Here is a 16,561-nt window from a genome sequence, read left to right on the forward strand (position 1 = left end):
GGGGCCGGAGCGATCCGGCCCCTTTTTTCATCAGGTAATCAGCACAGGGCAGGTCGCATGGGCGATCAGCTTTTGCGACACACTGCCCACCAGCATTCCGCGCAGCGTGCCATAGCCGCGCCGGCCTGCGACGATCATGTCAGCGTTGGTCAATTTGGCATGCTCCAAAATCGCCTCGGCCGGGGTGCCGCGCAGCACATGGACGCTGGGGGCGGCGTAGCCTGCCTCTTGCACCAGCTTGGCTGCGTTTTCCAAGATCGCCTCGGCGTTGGCCTTCGCCTCTTCTTCGTGGATCGGGATCATCACCGCGCTACCGCCAACGGCGATGGCGTTCATGTCGATGTGCATCACCGTGGCAACGTCCAGCGCTGCCTGATATTTCTGCGCCAGATCGGCGGCGTTCAGCAGGGCAGATACGGCGTGGTCAGAGCCGTCAAAGCAGACCATGACTTTCGTGATCATCTCGGGTTCTCCTTTTATTGCGCCCATTCTGGCAGCGGCGACGCGGTGCGTCTTTGATATGGGACAAACAGCCTGCGGCCTTTCCCTTGTCCGCCAAACCGCTAGGATTGCCGCATATCCTTAGCGAAAGTTAACGCTTTATGCCTGATTTACGCGACCCCAATGCCTTGCCGCGCATGCAGGCGGCGTTTGACCGCCAAGGGATCATGCAGACCCTTGGCGTCACGGTGGATGACGTCGCGCCGGGCCGTGTCACGCTGTGCCTGCCCTTTGCGCCGCATCTGACGCAGCATCACGGATTTCTGCACGCGGGCGTCATCACGACGGTGATGGATTCCGCCGCCGGGTTCGCGGCCTTCACCCTGATGGACGCGGAGTCCGAGGTGCTGACCGCGGAATTCAAATCCAGCTTTATCGCCCCCGCACGCGGGCAAAGCTTTCGCGTGGTGGGCGATGTTATCCGTTCTGGCCGCACGCTGACCTTTGCGCAGGCGCAGGCCTTTGCCAACGACAACGGGGTGGAAACCCTGATTGCCACGCTAAGCGCGACAATGATGGCCGTGCGCAACCCGGCGCTGCGCCAGCCCGGTTCAGCATGACGGGTGTTCTGCTGGACACCGACCTTGGTCCGCTGGGCGCTGATCACACGGACGCCGGGATTACGGCGCTGCATTGGGGGCCGGGAAACCTGACGACTGGGCCATTGGCCGATACGCTACGGCGCGAATTGGCGGCCTATTTTGCAGGATCGCCTAAGGGGTTCACCGTGCCGCTGGCCTTGTCTGGCAGTCCGTTTCAGCAAGCGTTTTTAAAGGCGCTGATCGCGATCCCTTATGGCGAAACGCGCACCTATGGCGATCTGGCGCGGCAGCTTGGTGTCAGTGCGCAGGCCATCGGGCAGGCTTGCGGCGCGAACCCCATTCCCATCGTAATCCCGTGCCACCGCGTGCTGGGGGCCAGCGGCCTTGGCGGCTTTTCCGGCCCGCGCGGGATCGAGGATAAAATTGCCCTGCTCAAACGCGAAGGCGCGGCAGGTTTGCTCATATGACAACAGCGGTTTTTCTGGCCGTTATGGCCGCTGCCGTCCTGCACGCGCTGTGGAACGCCTTGATCCGGCGCGGTGCGGACAAGCAAAGCGTGATGCTGGCGCTGACGCTGGGCAATGCGCTGACCGGGCTTTGCGTGGTTGCGATGCGGCCTTGGCCCGATCCGCAGATTTGGGTCTGGATCGCAGCCTCTGGCTTGATCCACACGATGTATCAACTCTTTTTGGCCTATGCCTATGAACAGGGCGATCTAAGCCGGGTTTACCCGCTTGCGCGCGGCGGTGCGCCGATGATTGTGCTGCTGGTCAGCGTCGTCTTCGCGCTCGACCCCGTCACCGGGCCCGAGGTGGGCGGCGTGCTGCTGCTTGGGGCAGGACTAGCCGTCATGGCGCGGGGCGTGTTCACAAGCGGCGAAAGCCGCCGCATGCTGCCATTTGCAGCTGGCTCTGCCTGCGCGACGGCGGGGTATACGTTGACTGACGGGATCGGCGCACGGATTGGCGGCGATCCCATTGCTTATACCGGTTGGCTGCTGATCGCGGCGGCGGTGTTTTATGTGCCGGTCATTCTGGCGCTGCGCGGACGCGCTGTCGTGCCGCGCACGGCCCGTGTCTGGGGCGTCGGGCTGGTGGCGGGCGGCTTTTCGTTCATGGCTTACGGCATCGTCGTCTGGGCTATGACACAGGCCCCGATCGCGCTGGTCGCAGCGCTGCGCGAGACGTCGATCCTGTTCGCCGTATTGATCGGCTGGTGGGCCTTCAATGAACGCATGAGCCCTCAGAAAGGCATCGCAGCCGGGCTAATCGTCGCTGGTGTTGTGCTGACGCGGCTTTAACCCTCGCGGCCATACATGATCTGCTGCGCTGCCCCGGCAAGTGTCAGGTAGACCGATGTGACGATCAGCCCGTAGTGCGCCCAGCTGCCCGGATCAAAATTAACCCATGCGGCCCAGCCCGCGAAGATGACCCAAGCCAGCGCCATCGGCAGCGTGATGTAGCGCCAGCGCTGGGTGCGGACCGGGTGGACGAATTTTACCGGCACGAACATCGTGATCGCCAGCGCCGCGACAAGGCAAAGGCAGACCCACCAGTCAGGCTTGAGCGCGAAAAGCACCAGCACCAGCATGTTCCAGCAACCCGGAAAACCAGAGAAAGAATAGTCCTTTGTCTTCATCCGCGTGTCGGCGAAATACATCGCCGAGGTATAAGTGATAATGATGATCGCGGCCCACCCCGACCAGCCGTCCATCAGGCCAGAGCCATAAAGCGCATAGGCCGGGATAAAAACATAGGTAAGATAGTCGATGATCAGGTCGAGCAAGACGCCGTCAAATTCAGGCGCGTTGGTTTCGACATCGTATCTGCGCGCCAGTGGCCCGTCGATGCCATCCACGAAGAAGGCCACGATCAGCCACAGAAACATCAACGCCCAGTCATGATCGACCGCTGCAAGCATGGCGAGCATGGCGAAAACAGCGCCGGTCGCAGTCAGTAGATGCACAGCTAGCGCTTTGTTGGTGATGGTCATAGGGGCGGCTTTCGGTTTGGCACAACGTTAAGTTTAGCGCGTTTTGCGGAGGAAGTAGCCCAGTGGAGGCAAGTTTTTGAAAAAAGCGCAATGCGTTGCGGCTGTTAAGTGTGTTCGCCTCCGGCGGGAGTATTTCAGGCAAGATGATGCAAAAGCGGTCAGGCGCGGGGGTGGGCGGCGTCGTAGACCTCCATCAGGCGGGCGGCGTCGACGGAGGTATAGGCCTGCGTCGTTGACAGGCTAGCATGGCCGAGCAGTTCTTGAATGCAGCGCAGATCGCCGCCGGCGGTCAACAGGTGGGTGGCAAAGCTGTGGCGCATCGCGTGGGGCGTGGCGGTGGCGGGTAGGCCAAGTTGCAGGCGCGACAGCTCCATCACCTTTTGGATGGCGCGGGGGTTTAGGGCACCGCCGCGCACGCCGCGAAAGAGTGGGCCGCCGTCCGCCAGATCGTGGGGACACAGGCGCACATAGGCGGCGACGGCGTCGCGGGCGGCGGGCAGGACGGGAACGATGCGCATTTTGCCACCCTTACCCGTGATGCGCAGCACGTCGGGCAGGGGGGATTGGGCGGCGGTCAGCGACAGCGCCTCTGATATGCGCAGGCCGAGGCCATAGAGCACGGTGACCACGGCGGTATCGCGGGCGGCGACCCAAGGCTCTAGCGCTTGGCATTCGACGCGGTCGATCATCGCGCGGGCAGCGGTTTCCTCCAGCGGGCGGGGGAGTTTTTTCGTAAACTTGGGGCTGCGGATGGTCAGGACGGCTGTGGGCTCGAACCCCTCACGCTCTGACAGCCAGCGGTAGAAGGTTTTGACAGCTGAGAGGCTGCGGGCGAGCGAGCGCGCGCCGACACCGCGGCCCCGTTCATGCGCCATCCAGGCGCGCATGTCGCCTGTTGTGATCCGGGCGATGGGGCCAAGGCCGACCGCGCCGCCGTTGTGGTTTTGCATGAAGGCCAGAAAGCCCTGCACATCGGCGCGGTAGGCGGTCAGCGTGTGGTCCGCCGCGTCATTCAGGGCGGCGCATTGGGCGAGCCATCCGTTCAACGCATCGGTCAGCTGCGGGGCGATCATACGCCAGCCGCAAGCCACCGGCGCATGCTGCGTTCAAACACGCCGCCGAAAAAGGTCAGCAAGTCAGTGCCTTGCTGCGGGGTGAACAGATGCGGGTCCTCTGACCCCATGACCAGCATGCCGGGCAGGCGGCCCGCGCCAAGGTCGAGCTTGAGGCACGCCTCTGAGCGGACATAGTCGGATTTGTCGCCATAAACCTCTGCGCCGTGGTTTTGCACCTGCCGCAGGGTGACGGCGCGGACGGGGATATCGCGGCCGTGGGTGATGTAGGTGTCGCAAAAGCCGGGGCCGCCGACGGACAGGACTTCGCCAAGCTGGCGGATCGCTGGATCGTCGCCGTCGCCTTCGCTTTCCAGCACAAGGCGCATGACATCGACGCGCAGGGTGTCGGCAACATCGCCGGCCAGATCGCGCAGGAACGTTTCAAACCGGGTCGCGTCCATCAGGCGCAGAATGGCGCGGTGAACTTGGTTGGTCCCCGCGAGGTTTTCGTAGGCCGCGGCGATCACGCTGCGGTGCGTGTCCTCTAGCCGGTCAAGGCGGGATTCGAGCCGTTCCATCGCGATGCCGCGCAGATCGACGATATTGCCGCCCATGGTTTTTTCATTCGCGGCCACAAGTGCGCGCATGATGTCCTGATCTTCCAGCAGAAGATCGGGGTCCGCAATGATGCGATCACGGACGGATGTGTCCATCAGGGGTGTTGTGCTCATGTGCCTGCTCTTTTTTGATTTTGTGCAAGGCTAGCAGGTCTGACGCCTGATTTCGCCTTTAAATTGATCGCGGGGTGGAAGGGGCCGCACCTGTTGCAGGTGCGGCCCAGTCGTTTTGGCTTACAGAATCTTGATGCCAGCTTTTTTGACGTCGGCCATGAAGCCATCAAGGCCCTTGTCTGTCAGGATATGGCTGGCCATGCCTTTGATGACGGCGGGCGGTGCGGTGGCGACATCAGCGCCGATCAGCGCCGCGTCTTTCATGTGGTTGGCGGTGCGGATCGACGCGACAAGGATCTGCGTGTCAAAGCCGTAGTTGTCATAGATCGTGCGAATGTCGCCGATCAATTCCATGCCGTCGATGTTGATATCGTCCAAGCGGCCCACGAAGGGGCTGATGAAAGTCGCGCCAGCTTTGGCGGCCAGCAGCGCCTGGTTTGCAGAGAAGCACAGGGTCACGTTGACCATGGTGCCTTCGTCGGACAGCGTCTTGCAGGTTTGTAGGCCGGCCCATGTCAGCGGTACTTTGACGGCGATATTCGGTGCGATCTTGGCTAGCTTGCGGCCTTCGGCCAGCATCGTCTCGGCGTCCAAGGCGACGACTTCGGCGGACACGGGGCCGCTGACGATGTCACAGATTTCCTTGGTTACTTCGAGGATGTCGCGACCGGATTTGGCGATCAGGGACGGGTTGGTGGTGACCCCGTCGACCATGCCCAGTGCATGCAGTTCCTTGATGGCGTCGATATCTGCGGTGTCTACGAAAAACTTCATCGGCTCGTTCCCTTCGGGTTGGCGTTTGCTTGGTCAGCGTTTACCTGATGGGGGAAACCCTGAAAAGGCCGTTATGGTTCAGTCACATTTCAACGAAGGCGAATTGGTCGGTGTGTTGACCACGCAGCCGCTTGGGCGGGTGTTGGATTACAAGGCGCCGCAGGGCGGCTGTTTTGCTGGGGCGTTCGTCGAAGTCCCGCTGGGGCCACGGAAAATTCTGGGCGTGGTCTGGGGGCCGGGGGCTGGCGATTACGATTATGCCAAGGTGCGTAGCGTGATGCGCGTGCTTGATGTTGCCCCGATGCGGTCTGAAATGCAGACTTTTTTAACGCGGGCCGCCGATTACACCCTGACCCCGCTGGATCAGATGTTGCGGCTGGCGACGCGGGCACCGGGGATGGGCGATGCGCCGGGCACGCGCAAGGTCTACCGGCTGGGGACAAGCGAGCCGTCACGGATGACCGATGCACGGCGTGCGGTGCTGGATGTGCTGCGCGAATACGGCGGGCTGGCGTTTACGCTTAAAGAACTGGCCGAAATGGCAGGGGTGGGCACCACTGTCGTCAAAGGCATGGTCAAGCTGGGGGCGGTGAGCGAGGAAGACGCGCCGCGCGATACGCCCTATCCGAAGCTGGATCCGGATTACGGCGGCAAGGAGCTGACGGCAGATCAGGCGGCGGGCGCCGCGGTGCTGGCCGAGGCTGTGGCAAGCGGTGCCTATGGCACGACCTTGCTGAAAGGTGTGACCGGGTCGGGCAAGACCGAGGTTTATCTGGAGGCTGTCGCCGCTTGCCTGCGGGCCGGGCGGCAGGCCTTGGTGCTGCTGCCAGAGATCGCGCTGACGGGCGAGTTTCTGGACAGGATCGAAGCACGCTTTGGCCAGCGGCCCGCGGAATGGCATTCCGGCGTGACGCAGACGGAACGGCGGCGTTGCTGGCGGATGGTTGGGCAAGGGGACGCGGATGTTGTGGTCGGAGCGCGGTCTGCGCTGTTTCTGCCTTACCGCGATCTGGGGCTGATTGTCGTCGATGAAGAGCACGATACATCCTATAAACAAGAGGACGGCGTGCTGTATAATGCCCGCGACATGGCAGTACTGCGGGCGGCGGGGAACGGGGCGCAGGTGGTACTGGCGTCAGCTACGCCAAGTCTGGAAAGCTGGGCCAATGTCGAGGCGGGCAAGTATCGGCGGCTGGAGCTGAAGAGCCGCTTTGGTCCGGCCGTGATGCCGAAGATGTCCGCGATTGATATGCGGTCAGAGGATTTGCCGAGCGGGCATTGGGTGTCGCCGTCCTTGCGCGCTGCGATGCAGTTACGGATTGAGCGGGGCGAGCAGAGCCTCGTGTTTTTGAACCGCCGTGGGTACGCGCCGGTGACGCTGTGCCGGGCGTGCGGGCACCAGATTGCCTGCGATGATTGCGATGCGCGGATGGTCGAGCACCGCTTTTTGAAGCGGCTGATGTGCCACCAATGCGGCGCGACCAAGCCGATGCCGACGGTCTGCCCGCATTGCGCGGTCGAGGATAAGCTAAGCGCTGTTGGCCCCGGCGTAGAGCGGATGGGCGAAGAGGTGCAGGCGCTGTTCCCTGATGCGCGGGTCGTGGTTTTGTCGAGCGATCTCTATGGCTCTGCCCGCGCAATGAAGGCGCATATCGCAGATATCGCGGCGGGCGGGGCGGATATTGTGATCGGCACGCAGCTGGTGGCGAAGGGGCATAACTTTCCCAAGCTGACGCTGGTCGGCGTGATTGACGCGGATTTAGGCCTGCAAGGGTCCGATTTGCGCGCGGCAGAGCGGACGTTCCAGCTGATGCGGCAGGTCGCGGGGCGCGCTGGGCGGGCAGAGGCACCGGGAGAGGCCTTGCTGCAGACCTATCAACCGGAACATGCTGTGATCCGGGCGATTGTTGCAGGTGATGAAGAGGCGTTCTGGTCCGCCGAGGCGGCAGAGCGCAAGGCCGCTGGCGTGCCGCCTTATGGCCGCATGGCCGGGATCGTGCTGAGCGGGGGCGATGTGCAGCAGGTCTTTGAGTTGGGCACAGCGATGGCGCGACAAGACGGGGCGTTGCGGCGGATTGGGGCGCAAGTCTTTGGTCCGGCGCCAGCGCCGATTGCGCGGATCAGGGGACGGCACAGGGTGCGGTTGCTGGTGAAGGCGGACAAGGCTGCGCCTTTGCAGCAGGCGCTGGCGGAATGGGCGGCGCAGTTCAAGTTGCGGGGTGATTTGCGGATGGCGATCGATATCGATCCGCAGAGTTTTTACTAAGCACAAAATACATTTCAAAAACTAAATGTTTCGCATGCGATACATATTATGTAATCTTTTACAGTTATTTAACGGCTGCGCGCGCAGGGTGACGGGATGATGAAACGGCGCTGTTCGGGCTGCGGCCCGAAGACGCCCCGCCCACCATACCATATTGCTCTGGCGTGTCGCGAGGCCTAAGCATTCGGCCATGAATACTGTGAAACTGTCCGACGCCCGCCACCTGCCGTTCTGGCGCAGGCCATTTACGTTGCTTTTCGTGATGGCGATGGCGATGCCTGTCGCCTTTGCGACGTGGTCGGCACTGCTGAACAACTTTGTCATTGATGTCGCGGGCTTTGATGGCGGCGACATCGGGTTGTTGCATACGGTGCGAGAGATTCCGGGCTTTCTGGCCATCGGGGTGATCGCCCTGATTATCTTTATCCGCGAGCAGGTGCTGGGGCTGATTGCCTTGCTGCTGCTGGGGGTGTCGACGGCGGTGACGGCCTATTTTCCGGATATGGCGGGGATTTTGACGATCACCATGCTGTCCTCGATCGGGTTCCACTACTTTGAGACGGTGAACCAAAGCTTGCAATTGCAGTGGATCGACCGGGCGCGCGCGCCGCAGATGCTGGGTTGGATCATGGCTGCAGGGTCAGGCGCGACGCTGGTCGCCTATGTGCTGATCGTGATGACATGGGAGCGGTTCGATCTGTCTTACGCCTTTGTTTACATGGCATCCGGCGGGTTCTGCGCGCTTGCAGCGCTGTGGTGTCTGGTCGCCTATCCCCAGTTCGAGGCACCGCATCCGCAGCTGAAGACCTTTGTGCTGCGCCGTCGATATTGGCTGTATTATGCGTTGCAGTTCATGTCGGGCGCACGCAGGCAAATCTTTGTCGTTTTTGCGGGCTTTATGATGGTTGAACGCTTTGGCTTTCGCGTGGACGAGGTGACGGCGCTGTTCCTGATCAATCTGGTCGTGAATATCGTGCTGGCCCCGCTGATGGGCCGCATTGTCGGCCAGTTTGGCGAGCGGCGTGCGTTGATGTTCGAATATCTTGGCTTGGTCGCCGTGTTTCTGGCTTATGGCGGTGTCTATTTCTTTGGCTGGGGCGTGGCGATTGCAGCGACGCTGTATGTCGTGGATCATATCTTTTTCGCGCTGGCCTTTGCATTAAAGACGTATTTCCAAAAGATCGCCGATCCGGCGGATATTGCGCCGACGGCGGCGGTGGCCTTTACGATTAACCATATCGCTGCGGTGTTCCTGCCGGTGCTGCTGGGGCTGCTTTGGCTGGTTTCGCCGACGCTGGTGTTTGGGCTGGCAGCGGGGATGGCGGCGGTGTCGTTTGGTCTTGCGCTGCTGATCCCGCGGCATCCCGTCCCCGGTCACGAGACAGTGTTTGCCCACCCGCCCGCGCCGGTCGCCGCGCAGTAGAAATTGCGCGGCAACGGACTATATTAACGCAATACCCCGCTTAGGAGATTTCACATGTTATTCATGTCCCGCGATAAATCCGAAATGATCAGCGCCGAGAACGCTCTGCCGGGCCGCGATCAGGCTGTGCCGACGGAAAAGATGCACTTTGTACTTGAGACGCCGATCAAGGATGTCCCCGAAGGCCATGCGGTTGCCGTGTTCGGGATGGGCTGTTTCTGGGGCGTCGAGCGGATGTTTTGGAAGCTGGACGGCGTGACGACGACGGCCGTGGGTTATGCTGGCGGCTATACGCCGAACCCGACCTATGAAGAGGTCTGCACCGGCAAGACGGGCCATAACGAGGTTGTCCGCGTCGTTTATGACCCGGCGAAGATCAGCTATGACGCGCTGCTGCAGGTATTTTGGGAAGGGCATGATCCAACCCAAGGGATGCGGCAAGGCAATGATGCGGGAACGCAGTACCGTTCTGGCATCTATGTGATGGACGCAGCCCAGCGTGCGGCGGCCGCGCAAAGCAAGACCGCGTTTCAGCCGCGTCTGACGGAAGCTGGTTACGGCACGATCACAAGCGAGATCGTGGATGCGCCGACGTTTTATTATGCCGAAGGCTATCACCAGCAGTATCTGGCAAAGAACCCGAACGGCTATTGCGGCATTGGCGGCACCGGCGTGACCTGTCCAATTGGTGTCGGTGCCTGATCAGGCATCTTTATCGGCGCAGAATTACAAGGCCCCGGCACCGCGCCGGGGCCTTTGCGTTTGACGCACCCAGCGCTTGGTTCTAACTGGGCCAGCATAAAGGGGATCGCCATGACCACGTTTACCGCATTGACCACGACCATGGGACGCAGCACCGCCGAGGGGCTTGCCCTTGCGCTGGAGGCGCTCGAGCCGGAGCCCACAGGGATCGGCGTGTTCGAGGTCGAGGACGGCTCTGGCCTGTTCGAGGTCGCCGCGTATTTCACGGACGAACCTGACCGCGCGGGCCTTGCTGTGCTGGCGATGGTGCACGGCGTGCAGGATTTCAACGTCTCTGACGTGCCGGACGAAGACTGGGTCGCCAAGGTGCGCCGCGACTTGCCGCCCGTCGACGCGGGCCGGTTCTTTGTCTACGGCAGCCACGATGCGGACAAGGTACCTGCGGGCAAGGTGCCGCTGTTGATCGAGGCGGCCATGGCTTTTGGCACGGGCCACCACGGCACGACGCTGGGCTGTTTGCGTGCATTTGACCGCATGGTCGATGCGGGCTTTGTGCCGCAAAACGCCGTCGACATTGGCTGCGGCACGGCCGTTTTGGCGATGGCGGCGGCGCATATCAGCCCGAATGTGGTGTTGGCGTCCGACATTGACCCCACAGCGGTCGAGGTTGCGGCGGCCAATGTCGCGGCGAATAACCTGACCGGCCGGGTCGATTGTTTGATCGCAGCAGGTTTTGATGCGCCAGCGCTGGCAAAAGCGGCCCCATTTGATCTGGTGTTTGCAAACATCCTGAAGGGGCCGCTGATTGCCATCGCCGAGGAAATGGCGAAGGCGACTCAGCCGGGCGGGACGGCGATTCTGTCGGGGATACTGAACGAGCAGGCCGATGCGGTCGTCGAGGTTTATGCACGCGCTGGATTTAATGAGACCCGCCGCGACAGTATTGTTGATTGGACGACGCTAACTTTAACGAAATTTGACTAAAATAAGTCCGTTAACCGGGTTTTGCCTTGGCTTAGCCATTTTTTAACGCTAATTTCAACTCCAAAAGGTGGGGGCTTCTGGAGATTGTTATGTCTGGACATCGCGACCAATTTTATAAGCGGCTTCGCCGAATTACCCGGCAGCACAACAAGCTGAGCGGCGGGTATACGCTGCGGCTGAACAAGCAAAATCTGATCGTTGCGCGCCCACATTTCACTGCGCTGGCGTTTCCGTGGAAAGCACTGTTTGTGACGGCGCTGATTGCGCTGGGCTTTAAGGCTTACATCATGACTGTGATGGATGCGCCAACCTATGCAGGCAAGCTGGACACCCTGTCGCAAGGGCACATGTTCGAGCAAGCTGGCGCGTGGGTCATGCAGCCCGATCCGGCGACGGATGCGGTTGCGCGGGTCATGCGGATGATGCGCAGCTAAAATAACCTAAGTGGTTCGAAGCAAGCCAGCCCTTCGCCGGGCTGGCTTTTGTGTGTCTGAGGGCCGGACAGCAAAACGCCGCGCCGGAGGATTATCCGGGCGCGGCGTTATTCTGTCTGAAGCTAGCGCGTTTTAGCGGCGGAAGCCGCCAGCTGCGACGTCGTTGATGTCGCCGTAGCACAGGCCGATATCGTCAAGCTCGCGGACGGACAGCTGGGACAGGGACTTGCGCGTGATGCGCGCGTCGTTCCAAGCGGCCAAACGAGAGACGGTGGCAGTGAAAAGACCGGAGGCGAAGCCGCCGGTCAGGGCGGGGTTCGCGCGGGTTGCGTTGATCGATGCCATGGGAGTGGCTCCTGAAGATGTGCTGCAATGGCAGCGTTTATATTGATAGCTGGCACGTAGCCACCGAACCGGGATGCCACCACCCCCGATTTTTGCAGGGCTTCCATGTGTTTTCATCATGCCTACTAAATGGGCGATTGGCTTTAATAGTGGGCGATGCGGCTGGCGGCGTAAGTGGCGCAAATGGCGACAGATTACGGCTAATCGGGCGGGGCAAGCGAAGGGCGCTTGGTTTGTGTTCGCGTTTTGTGCTAACTGGGCCCTAACCAAAAGAAACGAATGAGGGTGCGATGCGGGTGTTGGGGATCGATCCGGGGCTGCGGAATATGGGCTGGGGTGTTGTCGATGTGCAGGGTAGCCGAATCGCGCATGTTGCGAATGGCGTCTGTCATGGGCTGGGTGATAATCTGGCTGAGCGGCTTTTGACGCTGTATCAGGGGCTGAGCGCCGTGATGATCACATATGCGCCCGACCGTGCGGCGGTCGAGCAGACCTTTGTGAACAAGGACGCGGTCGGCACGCTAAAGCTGGGGCAGGCGCGGGGGATCGCGCTGCTGGTTGTCGCGCAGGCGGGGATCGAGGTGGGCGAATACGCCCCCAATGCGGTGAAAAAGGCCGTTGTTGGCGTGGGCCACGCGGCCAAGGCGCAGATTGACCATATGGTACGGCTGCAACTGCCGGGCGTTGACCTTGCCGGGCCGGATGCGGCGGATGCCTTGGCGATTGCGATCTGCCACGCGCACCATCTGCAATCGGCAGGGCATTTGAACAAGGCGTTAGCCAAGGCCACGGCGCGGGCTGCGTCATGATCGGGCGCATTGCCGGGCGGCTGGATTATCGCGCTGCGGATCATGTGCTTATTGACGTGCGCGGCGTTGGATATCTTGTGTTTATCAGTGACCGCACCATGGCCAACCTGCCGGGGAACGGCGAGGCGGTGGCGCTTTATACCGACCTTTTGGTGCGCGAGGATAACCTGCAACTGTTCGGGTTCACCTCTCTGGTGGAAAAGGAATGGCACCGCTTGTTGATGGGCGTGCAGGGGATTGGGGCGAAAGCTTCGCTGGCTATTCTGGGCGCGCTCGGGCCAGAGGGCGTGTCGAAGGCGATTGCGCTGGGCGACTGGCACGCGCTGGCCAAGGCCAAGGGCGTGGGGCCGAAGATCGCGCAACGCGCGGCGATTGAGCTGAAGAATAAGGCCCCTGCCGTGATGGTGATGGGCGGCGACGCGCTTGATGACGATGATATCGTGATCGAGGATGACGCGCCTGCGGTGCCAGTTAAGGCACGTAAGGCACCGGCCAAGGCGAACCCGGCGCAGGGCGAGGCGCTGTCGGCGCTCGTTAACCTTGGATATGCGCCCGGCGATGCAGCGGCGGCGGTGGCCGAGGCGATGACGCCGGGCGCTGCGACGGGGGACGTGATCCGCGCCGCCTTGAAGCTGCTGGCACCGAAGGGGTAAGGCAGGGGTATGAGTGAACCCGATCCCCTGATGCGGCCAGAGCCGTTGCCCGAGGATGCAGACCGCGCGCTGCGGCCGCAAACGCTGGAGGCGTTTATCGGTCAGGCCGAGGCGCGGGCGAACCTGCGTGTGTTCATCGAGAGCGCGAAGATGCGCAAAGATGCGATGGATCATGTGTTGTTTCACGGCCCGCCCGGGCTGGGTAAGACAACGCTGGCGCAGATTATGGCACGCGAATTGGGGGTTGGCTTCCGCATGACCTCTGGCCCCGTTTTGGCGCGGGCCGGGGATTTGGCGGCGATTTTGACGAACCTAGAGCCCAATGATGTGCTGTTTATCGACGAGATCCACCGTCTGAACCCGGCGGTGGAAGAAGTGCTATATCCCGCGCTTGAGGATTTCGCACTGGATCTGGTCATTGGCGAGGGGCCTGCGGCGCGCACGGTGCGGATCGAGTTGCAGCCGTTCACGCTGGTCGGGGCGACGACGCGGATGGGTCTGCTGACGACCCCGCTGCGCGACCGCTTTGGCATTCCGGTCCGGCTGGAGTTTTACACCGAGAACGAGTTGCACGAGATTGTCACGCGCGGTGCCCGCCTGATGGGTGCCCCTGCGACGCCGGACGGCGCGAGAGAGATTGCGCGGCGCGCGCGCGGCACACCGCGGATCGCGGGGCGGCTTTTGCGGCGGGTCGTGGATTTCGCGTTGGTCGAGGGTGATGGCACCGTGGACCACGCGATTGCTGACCGGGCGCTGACGCGGATGGGCGTGGATGATATGGGCTTGGATAACGCGGATCGGCGGTATTTACGTCTGATTGCAGAGAGTTATGCCGGCGGCCCGGTAGGGATTGAGACCTTGAGTGCGGCGCTGAGTGAGAGCCGGGATTCGCTGGAAGATGTGATCGAGCCCTATCTGTTGCAGAAGGGTCTGATTCAGCGCACCCCGCGCGGGCGGATGTTGGCGCGGGATGCGTGGCGGCATTTAGGGTTGGCTGCGCCAAAGCGGGACAGTGATCTGTTTGACTAGGGTTGGAGCCTCCGGCGGGCGTATTTTACAAAAAAGCGAGGATGGGGCGGTGGCGATCGAAGCGGAAGAGGTGGCGGCGAAGTTCACGCGGGGCGATGGCAGCTATCTGTGCGCCCGCTGGGGGCGGCCAATTGTGCCGGTGGTGTTCGGCGTCGATGAGGCGACGCTGGGCGTTTTTAAAAGCGCGATTGAAGCGGTTGTCGTCATGGCCGGTCACAAAATGGCCGAGACGGACTGGGAACTGGGCGCGAACCTGATGGTGTTTTTCTGCCGTGATTGGGCAGAGCTGCCGGAGGTGCCGCATTTGGATCAGATGGTGCCGGACTTGGTGCCACTGGTCGCGCGATTGCAGGCGGCCGAGGCGAACCAGTACCGGGTTTTCCGCTTTGACGAGGTGGGCGCGATCAAGGCGTGCTTTGTTTTCCTGCGGATGGATGCGCATTTAGAGGCAGTAAGCGCGGATACGCTGGCGCTGAGCCAGGCGGTGCAGACGATCGTGCTTTGGTCGGACCGGGCGTTCATGGATGCCTCGCCATTGGCGTTATTGGACGGCGTGGCGGTGATCAGGCCGGAGGTCGCGGCCATTGTGCGCGCGGTTTATGATCCGGTCATGCCGGCGGTGGCGCAGGACGCGAGCCATGCGCTTCGCATCGCGGCGCGGGCAGGGAAAATGCAATGAGCCACGAGACTCCGGTGCGTGTGTATTACGAAGATACCGACATGGGCGGGATCGTCTATTACGCTAACTATTTGAAATATATCGAACGTGGGCGGTCGGAATTAGTCGAGCTGCTGGGGATGAACCAGCTAGAGATGCGCGACAAAGAGGGCATCGTCTTTGTCGTGACGCGGGTGGTGGCTGATTATCTGGCCCCCGCAAAGCTGGATGATCGGTTGGTCGTGCACACAAGTCACCGGGCGCAAAGCGCGGTGCGCTGGGTGTTTGACCAAGAGGTACGGCGCGAGGATGTGGTGCTATTCCGGGCGGAAGTTACTGCGGTGTGTATGACGCTAGAGGGAAAGCCGACGCGGCTGCCTAAGGGTTTGCGCGCGGCGGTGCATTAGCCCATCGGCGGTCTGGCGCAAACGTGTGCGGAATGACATTGGCGTTTTGTTGCGATTCGGATAGAATCAGCCACAATCAGACCGCGAAAGCGGCCAAACGTCAGAGCAGGCACCATGGAAACAGTTCCCGATATCACGATGTGGTCGATGTTCGCCCACGCGACCATCCTTGTGAAATTCGTCATGTTCGCGCTGATTGGCACCAGTATTTGGTGCTGGTCGATCATCGTGGACAAGACAATTCAGTATCGCAAAGCGCGTGCTGCGGCGGACCTGTTTGACCGTGCCTTCTGGAGCGGCGAGCCGCTGGATCAGCTGTATGACCAGATCGGGGGTCAGCCACGCGGTGCGGCAGAGGTCGTCTTTAGCGCGGGCATGACCGAATGGCGCCGCAGCCATAAGCAGGACGGCGATCTGATCGCAGGCGCGCAGGCGCGGATTGATCGCAGCATGGATGTGGCTATCGCGAAAGAAGCGGCCAAGCTGCAAAAGGGTCTGTCTGTGCTGGCGACGACCGGGTCGGTTGCGCCGTATGTGGGTCTGTTCGGTACGGTCTTTGGGATCATGAACGCCTTTATCGAGATTGCGCAGGCGCAGAATACGAACCTTGCGGTTGTGGCACCCGGTATTGCAGAGGCGCTGTTGGCGACGGGTCTGGGCCTGATGGCGGCTATTCCGGCAGTTATTTTCTACAACAAGCTAAGCGCGGATGCGGACCGGATAGTCGCGGGCTATGAAGCCTTTGCCGACGAGTTCAGCACCATCCTGTCGCGCCAGTTGGACGCCTGAGCCATGGCTGAGGCTGGCAACCGGCGGGGGCGGCGGCGCGGACGGGCGCAGCCGATGGCCGAGATCAATATCACGCCCTTTGTGGACGTCATGCTGGTGCTACTGATCATCTTTATGGTCGCGGCCCCTTTGATGACCGTTGGCGTGCCTGTGGAATTGCCCAAGACTGCGGCAAATGCATTACCAAGCGATGAAGAAGAGCCGCTGACGGTGACGATCAAGGGCGATGGCACGCTTGCGATCCAGAACACCGACACGGCAGAGGGCGAGTTAGTCGCCAAGTTGCAGGCGATTGCAGCCGAGCGCACCAGCGACCGGATCTTCTTGCGCGCGGATGGCGGCAACGCTTGGAACCGGGTGGCAGAGGTCATGGGCGCGCTGAATGCGGCGGGCTTTTCCAACATCGGCCTTGTGACCGACATCGGCGGGACCGCGCTGGCTGCGCCTGCGGACGCGGGCAACTAAGT

Annotated in this window: 21 protein-coding genes; 15 read left to right on the forward strand and 6 right to left on the reverse strand. The window is 61.7% G+C overall.

The genetic code is table 11. The features are described from left to right. Positions 1-30: 30 nt before the first annotated feature. Positions 31-462 (reverse strand): universal stress protein, encoded by a 432-nt coding sequence (locus BM131_RS03295; RefSeq protein ID WP_175499142.1) that lies wholly within the window; start codon positions 460-462, stop codon positions 31-33. 140 nt (positions 463-602) lie between these two features. Here BM131_RS03295 and BM131_RS03300 point away from each other — a divergent pair, with 140 nt between their 5' ends. The 3 genes from BM131_RS03300 to BM131_RS03310 are packed head-to-tail and all read left to right on the forward strand — an operon-like array spanning position 603 to position 2,343. Continuing rightward, positions 603-1,061: a PaaI family thioesterase gene (locus BM131_RS03300; RefSeq protein WP_090185617.1), complete on the forward strand. Its 459-nt coding sequence runs from the start codon at positions 603-605 to the stop codon at positions 1,059-1,061. Beyond that, positions 1,058-1,510, forward strand: coding sequence for a methylated-DNA--[protein]-cysteine S-methyltransferase (locus BM131_RS03305; RefSeq protein WP_090185620.1), 453 nt, complete (start codon positions 1,058-1,060; stop codon positions 1,508-1,510). The genes BM131_RS03300 and BM131_RS03305 overlap by 4 nt, the downstream gene beginning before the upstream one ends. After that, positions 1,507-2,343: a DMT family transporter gene (locus BM131_RS03310; protein WP_090185623.1), complete on the forward strand. Its 837-nt coding sequence runs from the start codon at positions 1,507-1,509 to the stop codon at positions 2,341-2,343. Before BM131_RS03305 ends, BM131_RS03310 begins: the two co-directional genes overlap by 4 nt. Here the strand turns inward: BM131_RS03310 and BM131_RS03315 are convergent. The 4 genes from BM131_RS03315 to fsa all read right to left on the reverse strand — a co-directional run bounded on the left by BM131_RS03315 (position 2,340) and on the right by fsa (position 5,595). Next, a complete protein-coding gene (locus tag BM131_RS03315) occupies positions 2,340-3,035 on the reverse strand; it encodes a CDP-alcohol phosphatidyltransferase family protein (protein WP_090185626.1) in 696 nt (231 codons plus the stop codon). The two genes, BM131_RS03310 and BM131_RS03315, sit on opposite strands and share 4 nt — an antisense overlap. A gap of 158 nt (positions 3,036-3,193) precedes the next feature. Continuing rightward, on the reverse strand, positions 3,194-4,108 hold the full coding sequence (locus BM131_RS03320; protein ID WP_090185627.1) for a tyrosine recombinase XerC: 915 nt from the start codon (positions 4,106-4,108) through the stop codon (positions 3,194-3,196). Further along, positions 4,105-4,821 (reverse strand): DUF484 family protein, encoded by a 717-nt coding sequence (locus tag BM131_RS03325; RefSeq protein ID WP_090185630.1) that lies wholly within the window; start codon positions 4,819-4,821, stop codon positions 4,105-4,107. The genes BM131_RS03320 and BM131_RS03325 overlap by 4 nt, the downstream gene beginning before the upstream one ends. A 120-nt stretch (positions 4,822-4,941) precedes the next feature. Beyond that, complete coding sequence (fsa, locus tag BM131_RS03330) at positions 4,942-5,595, reverse strand: fructose-6-phosphate aldolase (RefSeq protein ID WP_090185633.1); 654 nt, start codon at positions 5,593-5,595, stop codon at positions 4,942-4,944. A 73-nt stretch (positions 5,596-5,668) separates the two neighbouring features. Here fsa and BM131_RS03335 point away from each other — a divergent pair, with 73 nt between their 5' ends. The 5 genes from BM131_RS03335 (at position 5,669) to BM131_RS03355 (ending at position 11,404) form a co-directional block, all read left to right on the forward strand. Further along, positions 5,669-7,861, forward strand: a complete 2,193-nt coding sequence (locus BM131_RS03335) for a primosomal protein N' (protein WP_090185636.1) — start codon at positions 5,669-5,671, stop codon at positions 7,859-7,861. Positions 7,862-8,051: 190 nt separating this feature from the next. Then, complete coding sequence (locus tag BM131_RS03340) at positions 8,052-9,284, forward strand: MFS transporter (RefSeq protein ID WP_090185639.1); 1,233 nt, start codon at positions 8,052-8,054, stop codon at positions 9,282-9,284. A 54-nt stretch (positions 9,285-9,338) separates the two neighbouring features. Further along, positions 9,339-9,986 (forward strand): peptide-methionine (S)-S-oxide reductase MsrA, encoded by a 648-nt coding sequence (gene msrA, locus BM131_RS03345; RefSeq protein ID WP_090185642.1) that lies wholly within the window; start codon positions 9,339-9,341, stop codon positions 9,984-9,986. A gap of 111 nt (positions 9,987-10,097) precedes the next feature. Beyond that, complete coding sequence (locus BM131_RS03350; RefSeq protein ID WP_090185646.1) at positions 10,098-10,970, forward strand: 50S ribosomal protein L11 methyltransferase; 873 nt, start codon at positions 10,098-10,100, stop codon at positions 10,968-10,970. Positions 10,971-11,059: 89 nt separating this feature from the next. Then, positions 11,060-11,404, forward strand: coding sequence for a hypothetical protein (locus BM131_RS03355; RefSeq protein WP_090185649.1), 345 nt, complete (start codon positions 11,060-11,062; stop codon positions 11,402-11,404). 132 nt (positions 11,405-11,536) lie between these two features. On the opposite strand, the gene BM131_RS03360 is transcribed toward BM131_RS03355, so the two are convergent. Beyond that, positions 11,537-11,749 carry a DUF1127 domain-containing protein gene (locus tag BM131_RS03360; RefSeq protein WP_090185652.1) on the reverse strand — a complete coding sequence of 71 codons (213 nt, stop codon included), beginning with the start codon at positions 11,747-11,749 and terminating at the stop codon, positions 11,537-11,539. A 290-nt stretch (positions 11,750-12,039) separates the two neighbouring features. On the opposite strand from BM131_RS03360, the gene ruvC reads away from it, so the two are divergent. The 7 genes from ruvC (at position 12,040) to tolR (ending at position 16,559) form a co-directional block, all read left to right on the forward strand. Then, positions 12,040-12,558 carry a crossover junction endodeoxyribonuclease RuvC gene (ruvC, locus tag BM131_RS03365; RefSeq protein WP_090185656.1) on the forward strand — a complete coding sequence of 173 codons (519 nt, stop codon included), beginning with the start codon at positions 12,040-12,042 and terminating at the stop codon, positions 12,556-12,558. After that, on the forward strand, positions 12,555-13,211 hold the full coding sequence (ruvA, locus tag BM131_RS03370; RefSeq protein WP_090185658.1) for a Holliday junction branch migration protein RuvA: 657 nt from the start codon (positions 12,555-12,557) through the stop codon (positions 13,209-13,211). Before ruvC ends, ruvA begins: the two co-directional genes overlap by 4 nt. A 9-nt stretch (positions 13,212-13,220) precedes the next feature. Further along, positions 13,221-14,240: a Holliday junction branch migration DNA helicase RuvB gene (gene ruvB / locus BM131_RS03375; protein ID WP_090185661.1), complete on the forward strand. Its 1,020-nt coding sequence runs from the start codon at positions 13,221-13,223 to the stop codon at positions 14,238-14,240. A 49-nt stretch (positions 14,241-14,289) separates the two neighbouring features. Further along, positions 14,290-14,919 (forward strand): hypothetical protein, encoded by a 630-nt coding sequence (locus tag BM131_RS03380; RefSeq protein ID WP_090185663.1) that lies wholly within the window; start codon positions 14,290-14,292, stop codon positions 14,917-14,919. Further along, positions 14,916-15,305, forward strand: a complete 390-nt coding sequence (gene ybgC / locus BM131_RS03385) for a tol-pal system-associated acyl-CoA thioesterase (protein ID WP_090185666.1) — start codon at positions 14,916-14,918, stop codon at positions 15,303-15,305. Before BM131_RS03380 ends, ybgC begins: the two co-directional genes overlap by 4 nt. 114 nt (positions 15,306-15,419) lie before the next feature. Continuing rightward, a complete protein-coding gene (tolQ, locus tag BM131_RS03390) occupies positions 15,420-16,094 on the forward strand; it encodes a protein TolQ (protein ID WP_175499143.1) in 675 nt (224 codons plus the stop codon). A gap of 3 nt (positions 16,095-16,097) precedes the next feature. Further along, positions 16,098-16,559, forward strand: a complete 462-nt coding sequence (tolR, locus tag BM131_RS03395) for a protein TolR (RefSeq protein WP_090185668.1) — start codon at positions 16,098-16,100, stop codon at positions 16,557-16,559. Positions 16,560-16,561 lie beyond the last annotated feature (2 nt).

The sequence above is a fragment of the Loktanella salsilacus genome, assembly GCF_900114485.1.
In the GTDB taxonomy this organism is placed as follows: domain Bacteria; phylum Pseudomonadota; class Alphaproteobacteria; order Rhodobacterales; family Rhodobacteraceae; genus Loktanella; species Loktanella salsilacus.

Bases quoted from the DNA above. Each gene is read 5' to 3' on its own strand.
- BM131_RS03355 (WP_090185649.1), top strand. From the start codon at position 11,060: ATGTCTGGACATCGCGACCAATTTTATAAGCGGCTTCGCCGAATTACC.
- msrA (WP_090185642.1), top strand. From the start codon at position 9,339: ATGTTATTCATGTCCCGCGATAAATCCGAAATGATCAGCGCCGAGAAC.
- BM131_RS03325 (WP_090185630.1), bottom strand. From the start codon at position 4,821: ATGAGCACAACACCCCTGATGGACACATCCGTCCGTGATCGCATCATT.
- BM131_RS03315 (WP_090185626.1), bottom strand. From the start codon at position 3,035: ATGACCATCACCAACAAAGCGCTAGCTGTGCATCTACTGACTGCGACC.
- tolQ (WP_175499143.1), top strand. From the start codon at position 15,420: ATGGAAACAGTTCCCGATATCACGATGTGGTCGATGTTCGCCCACGCG.
- fsa (WP_090185633.1), bottom strand. From the start codon at position 5,595: ATGAAGTTTTTCGTAGACACCGCAGATATCGACGCCATCAAGGAACTG.
- BM131_RS03310 (WP_090185623.1), top strand. From the start codon at position 1,507: ATGACAACAGCGGTTTTTCTGGCCGTTATGGCCGCTGCCGTCCTGCAC.
- ruvC (WP_090185656.1), top strand. From the start codon at position 12,040: ATGCGGGTGTTGGGGATCGATCCGGGGCTGCGGAATATGGGCTGGGGT.
- ybgC (WP_090185666.1), top strand. From the start codon at position 14,916: ATGAGCCACGAGACTCCGGTGCGTGTGTATTACGAAGATACCGACATG.
- BM131_RS03305 (WP_090185620.1), top strand. From the start codon at position 1,058: ATGACGGGTGTTCTGCTGGACACCGACCTTGGTCCGCTGGGCGCTGAT.
- BM131_RS03340 (WP_090185639.1), top strand. From the start codon at position 8,052: ATGAATACTGTGAAACTGTCCGACGCCCGCCACCTGCCGTTCTGGCGC.
- BM131_RS03350 (WP_090185646.1), top strand. From the start codon at position 10,098: ATGACCACGTTTACCGCATTGACCACGACCATGGGACGCAGCACCGCC.
- BM131_RS03295 (WP_175499142.1), bottom strand. From the start codon at position 462: ATGATCACGAAAGTCATGGTCTGCTTTGACGGCTCTGACCACGCCGTA.
- BM131_RS03335 (WP_090185636.1), top strand. From the start codon at position 5,669: ATGGTTCAGTCACATTTCAACGAAGGCGAATTGGTCGGTGTGTTGACC.
- ruvB (WP_090185661.1), top strand. From the start codon at position 13,221: ATGAGTGAACCCGATCCCCTGATGCGGCCAGAGCCGTTGCCCGAGGAT.
- tolR (WP_090185668.1), top strand. From the start codon at position 16,098: ATGGCTGAGGCTGGCAACCGGCGGGGGCGGCGGCGCGGACGGGCGCAG.
- BM131_RS03360 (WP_090185652.1), bottom strand. From the start codon at position 11,749: ATGGCATCGATCAACGCAACCCGCGCGAACCCCGCCCTGACCGGCGGC.
- BM131_RS03320 (WP_090185627.1), bottom strand. From the start codon at position 4,108: ATGATCGCCCCGCAGCTGACCGATGCGTTGAACGGATGGCTCGCCCAA.
- BM131_RS03300 (WP_090185617.1), top strand. From the start codon at position 603: ATGCCTGATTTACGCGACCCCAATGCCTTGCCGCGCATGCAGGCGGCG.
- ruvA (WP_090185658.1), top strand. From the start codon at position 12,555: ATGATCGGGCGCATTGCCGGGCGGCTGGATTATCGCGCTGCGGATCAT.